6 protein-coding genes are annotated in these 4,734 nt (G+C 73.1%); all 6 read left to right on the plus strand.

The genetic code is table 11. From position 1 onward, the window contains the following. Positions 1-39 precede the first annotated feature (39 nt). Positions 40-1,038: a signal peptidase I gene (lepB, locus tag MHW47_RS32075; protein ID WP_239227374.1), complete on the plus strand. Its 999-nt coding sequence runs from the start codon at positions 40-42 to the stop codon at positions 1,036-1,038. A 49-nt stretch (positions 1,039-1,087) separates the two neighbouring features. After that, positions 1,088-1,837: a signal peptidase I gene (lepB, locus tag MHW47_RS32080; RefSeq protein WP_239227375.1), complete on the plus strand. Its 750-nt coding sequence runs from the start codon at positions 1,088-1,090 to the stop codon at positions 1,835-1,837. Further along, positions 1,827-2,315, plus strand: a complete 489-nt coding sequence (locus MHW47_RS32085) for an NUDIX hydrolase (RefSeq protein WP_239227376.1) — start codon at positions 1,827-1,829, stop codon at positions 2,313-2,315. Before lepB (MHW47_RS32080) ends, MHW47_RS32085 begins: the two co-directional genes overlap by 11 nt. Before the next feature lie 63 nt (positions 2,316-2,378). Next, positions 2,379-2,687 (plus strand): DUF2469 domain-containing protein, encoded by a 309-nt coding sequence (locus MHW47_RS32090; RefSeq protein WP_003965949.1) that lies wholly within the window; start codon positions 2,379-2,381, stop codon positions 2,685-2,687. A gap of 122 nt (positions 2,688-2,809) precedes the next feature. Beyond that, positions 2,810-3,169 carry a YraN family protein gene (locus tag MHW47_RS32095; protein WP_239227377.1) on the plus strand — a complete coding sequence of 120 codons (360 nt, stop codon included), beginning with the start codon at positions 2,810-2,812 and terminating at the stop codon, positions 3,167-3,169. Next, the coding region (locus MHW47_RS32100; RefSeq protein ID WP_239227378.1) for a YifB family Mg chelatase-like AAA ATPase at positions 3,169-4,734 on the plus strand (1,566 nt) is incomplete at its 3' end. The genes MHW47_RS32095 and MHW47_RS32100, both read left to right, overlap by 1 nt.

The raw sequence follows: 4,734 nt of genomic DNA on the forward strand, positions 1-4,734 counted from the left end.
CCGGGCCGCGGCCGCCGCCGGCGCAGTGGGGAAGGACGCGTGAGCGACGTGACCGACGGCGCCCGGTCGCCCTCCGCCTCCCCGGACGGTACGGATACGGACGGTACGGGTCCGGCCGCCGCCGGGGGGCCGGAGGACGCCGCCCGGACCCCCGAACCGTCCGTCTCCGCGACCGACGGCCCTGCGGAGGGCACGGACGGCTCGGCCGGCAAGGGCAGCTCAGCCGGCAAGGACGGGGCGGAGGGAGAGGGCACCGGCACCGGCAGCGGCGGCAAGAAGAAGAACCCCCGCCCGCTCTGGAAGGAGCTGCCCCTCCTCATCGGTGTCGCGCTGGTCCTGGCGCTGTTGATCAAGACGTTCCTGGTGCAGGCGTTCTCGATTCCCTCGGAGTCGATGCAGAACACGCTCCAGCGGGGTGACCGGGTCCTGGTCGACAAGCTGACGCCGTGGTTCGGGTCCGAACCGGAACGCGGCGAGGTCGTCGTCTTCCACGACCCGGACAAGTGGCTTGAAGGCGAACCGACCCCGAACCCCAACGCCGCGCAGAAGTTCCTGAGCTTCGTCGGGCTGATGCCGTCCGCCGAGGAGAAGGATCTGATCAAGCGGACGATCGCGGTCGCCGGCGACACCGTGGAGTGCAAGAAGGGCGGCCCGGTCCGGGTCAACGGCAAGGCGCTCGACGAGCCGTACATCTTCCCCGGCAACAGCGCCTGCGACGACATGCCGTTCGGGCCGTTCAAGGTGCCCGAGGGCAAGATCTGGGTCATGGGCGACCACCGCCAGGCCTCGGCGGACTCCCGTTACCACACCGACGACGTCAACAAGGGCTTCGTGCCGGTGAGCCAGGTCGTGGGCCGGGCCATCGTGGTGGCGTGGCCGGTGAACCGCTGGTCGGCGCTGTCCGTTCCGGACACCTTCGACCAGCCGGGCATCAGCGCCGCCGCCGGAGCCGCACCCGGCGTCCTCGGCCTGGCGGGCGCGCTTCCGCTGGTACTCCGGCGCCGGCGGAGGCTGACCACCGGGCGTACCGCCGGGTAGGGTGCCCAGGCGGATCAGCGATTGTCGATCTCCGATGGGGGACGCCGGTATGGGTGCAACAGGTCATGACGACACCGGCCGCGGCCGTCTCGGAGCCAGGCTCTCCGGGGCGGCCGTCGCCCTCGGCTGCGTGCTGTTCCTCGGCGGCTTCGTCTGGGGAGCGCTGGTCTACCGCCCCTACACCGTGCCCACCGGCTCCATGTCCCCCACGGTGAACGCCGGGGACAAGGTCCTCGCCCAGCGGGTGGACGGCGACGCGGTCCGGCGCGGCGACGTGGTGGTGTTCACCGACCCGGGGTGGGGCAACCTGCCCATGGTGAAGCGGGTCGTCGGGGTCGGCGGCGACAAGATCGCCTGCTGCGGCAAGGACGGCCGCCTCACGGTCAACGGCATCCCCATCGACGAACCGTATCTGCGGGCGTCGGGCCGCGCCTCGGCAGAGGACTTCACCGCCGAGGTCCCCGAGGGCCGGATCTTCCTCCTGGGCGACGACCGCACCGTCTCGCTGGACTCCCGCGTGCATCTGGAGGACGCCGTGCACGGCTCGGTCCCCCGCGACTCGGTGGAGGCCAGGATCGACGCGGTCGCCTGGCCGCTCGGCTCCATGATCGGCCGGCCCGAGGCGTTCGCCGCGCTGCCGGGCGGCGTCTCCTCCGCCGGGCCGCTGAGGCTCCAGCTGACCGCCATGGGCGTGGGCATGGTCCTCATCCTCGGCGGCGCGGTGTACGGCCCGCTCGCGGCCCGTGCCACCCGGCCCCGACGGAACGCGAAGCCCGAGGCGGCGGCCGGTGTCCGCTGAGATACGCAGGGCCGCCCGGCTGGTGCTCCTCGATCCGGACGACCGCGTCCTGCTGATGCACGGCTTCGAACCGGACGATCCCTCCCGCACCTGGTGGTTCACGCCGGGCGGCGGCCTGGAGGACGGCGAGACGCTGGAGGAGGCCGCGCTGCGCGAGCTGGCCGAGGAGACCGGGATCACCACCGCCGAGCTGGGCCCGGTGATCTGGCGCCGCCGCTGCTCCTTCCCCTTCGACGGCCGGCGCTGGGAGCAGGACGAGTGGTACTTCCTGGCCCGTACGGCACAGACCGCCACGGACACCAGCGGCCACACATGGCTGGAACGCCGCAGTGTCTCGGGGTTGAGGTGGTGGACCTCCGCCGAACTGTCGTCGGCCCGTGAGACGGTGTACCCCACCGGGCTCGCCGACCTGCTCCGGAGGCTGCTCGACGAGGGTCCTCCGCGTACGCCGGTGGTCCTGGCTCCCGAACGCGCCTGAGCGGCCGGGGCGCCGGAGCCTGGCGCACAATGGGGAAACGCACGGCTGAAGGGGAACATGCCAATGAGCGCCGAGGACCTCGAGAAGTACGAGACCGAGATGGAGCTGAAGCTCTACCGGGAGTACCGCGATGTCGTCGGTCTGTTCAAATACGTGATCGAGACCGAACGGCGCTTCTACCTCACCAACGACTACGAGATGCAGGTGCACTCCGTCCAGGGCGAGGTGTTCTTCGAGGTGTCCATGGCGGACGCCTGGGTCTGGGACATGTACCGGCCGGCCCGGTTCGTGAAGCAGGTACGCGTCCTCACGTTCAAGGACGTCAACATCGAGGAGCTGAACAAGAGCGATCTCGAACTCCCGGGCGGCTGAGCCGCTTCCGGACGACTGAGCACCTTGCGGGTGGCTGAGTTGTCCACAATCGCCCGCTCGTCCACCAAGATCCACTGAGGCGGGGCGAACGCGTCAGAGTCGGTGCCGGAGGTGGTGCCGAGATGAACGCACGGGGAGCTCTCGGGCGGTACGGCGAGGATCTGGCGGTACGGCTGCTGACCGAGGCCGGCATGTCCGTACTGGAACGGAACTGGCGCTGTCGCGCCGGTGAGATCGACATCGTCGCGATGGACGGCGACGCGCTCGTGGTCTGCGAGGTGAAGACCCGCAGGAAGGGCGCCTTCGAGCATCCGATGGCCGCGGTCGGCCCGGCCAAGGCCGACCGGCTGCGGCGGCTGGCGGCGCTCTGGCTGGAGCGGCACGGCGGCCCGCCGCCCGGCGGGGTCCGCATCGACCTGGTCGGTGTGGTGCTCCCCGAGCGCGGCGCGCCCCTGGCCGAGCACGCGCGGGGGGTGGCCTGATGGGGTTCGCGCGTGCCTGCTCGGTGGCCCTGGTGGGCGTCGAGGGCGTGGTGGTGGAGGTCCAGGCGGACCTGGAGGCCGGGGTGGCCGCGTTCACCCTGGTCGGGCTGCCGGACAAGAGCCTGATCGAGAGCCGGGACCGGGTCAGGGCGGCCGTGGTCAACTCCGGGGCCCAGTGGCCGCAGAAGAAGCTCACCGTGGGGCTCTCCCCGGCCTCGGTGCCCAAGGCCGGCTCGGGATTCGACCTCGCCGTCGCGTGCGCCGTGCTCGGCGCGGCGGAGCGGATCGATCCGGCGGTGATCGACGACGTGGTCATGATCGGCGAACTGGGGCTGGACGGCCGGGTGCGGCCGGTACGGGGCGTGCTCCCCGCCGTCCTGGCGGCGGCCGACGCCGGCTACCGGCAGGTCGTCGTCCCGGAACAGACGGCGGGCGAGGCGGCCCTGGTGCCCGGCGTCTCCGTGCTCGGGGTGCGCAGCCTGCGCCAGCTCATCGCGGTGCTCTGCGACGAACCGGTGCCCGACGAACGGCGCTCCGGCGAGGAGGGCCGGCCCGATCCGATGCTGGCCGGCCTCATGGTGCCCGGCGCCGGACTGGGCACCGGGCTCGCCCGGGGAGCGGCGGGAGCCGAGGGCGTCCGGCCGGACCTGGCGGACGTGGCGGGCCAGGAACGGGCCCGCAAGGCCCTGGAGATCGCCGCGGCCGGCGGCCACCACCTGCTGCTGACCGGTCCGCCGGGGGCGGGCAAGACCATGCTCGCCGAACGGCTGCCCGCGATCCTGCCGCCGCTCACCCGGCAGGAGTCCCTCGAAGTGACCGCCGTCCACTCGGTGGCCGGCATCCTGCCGCCGGGCGAGCCGCTGGTCTCCCGCGCGCCGTACTGCGCCCCGCACCACTCGGCGACCATGCAGTCGCTGGTCGGCGGCGGCAACGGGCTGCCGAGGCCGGGCGCGGTCTCCCTGGCACATCGCGGCATCCTCTTCCTGGACGAGGCACCCGAGTTCTCCGTGAAGACGCTGGACGCGCTGCGCCAGCCGCTGGAGTCGGGGCACGTCGTGGTGGCACGCAGCGCCGGGGTGGTGCGGCTGCCGGCCCGGTTCCTGATGGTGCTGGCCGCCAATCCGTGCCCGTGCGGACGGCACGCCCTGAACGGGGGCGGCTGCGAGTGCCCGCCGTCCGCGGTGCGGCGCTATCAGGCCAGGCTCTCCGGACCGCTGCTCGACCGGGTGGACCTCCGGGTGGCCGTCGAACCGGTCACCCGGGAGGACCTGATGGGCCGGGGCGGCCGCGGCGAGTCCACCGAGACCGTGGCCGCCCGCGTGCGGGACGCCAGGGAACGGGCGGCCGAGCGGCTGGCGGGCACCCCGTGGACGACCAACAGCGAGGTGCCGGGACACGAGCTGCGGACCAGGCTGGCGGCGTCCCCCGGCGCGCTGCACGCCGCCGAGCGCGACATGGAACGCGGCCTGCTCACCGCGCGCGGCCTGGACCGGGTGCTGCGGGTGGCCTGGACGGTGGCCGACCTGCGCGGCGCGGACCGCCCGGACGCCTCGGACATCGCGGCC

Source organism: Streptomyces sp. OfavH-34-F, assembly GCF_022347745.1.
Classification (GTDB): Bacteria; Actinomycetota; Actinomycetes; order Streptomycetales; family Streptomycetaceae; genus Streptomyces.

Bases quoted from the DNA above. Each gene is read 5' to 3' on its own strand.
- MHW47_RS32090 (WP_003965949.1), top strand. From the start codon at position 2,379: ATGAGCGCCGAGGACCTCGAGAAGTACGAGACCGAGATGGAGCTGAAG.
- MHW47_RS32095 (WP_239227377.1), top strand. From the start codon at position 2,810: ATGAACGCACGGGGAGCTCTCGGGCGGTACGGCGAGGATCTGGCGGTA.
- lepB (WP_239227375.1), top strand. From the start codon at position 1,088: ATGGGTGCAACAGGTCATGACGACACCGGCCGCGGCCGTCTCGGAGCC.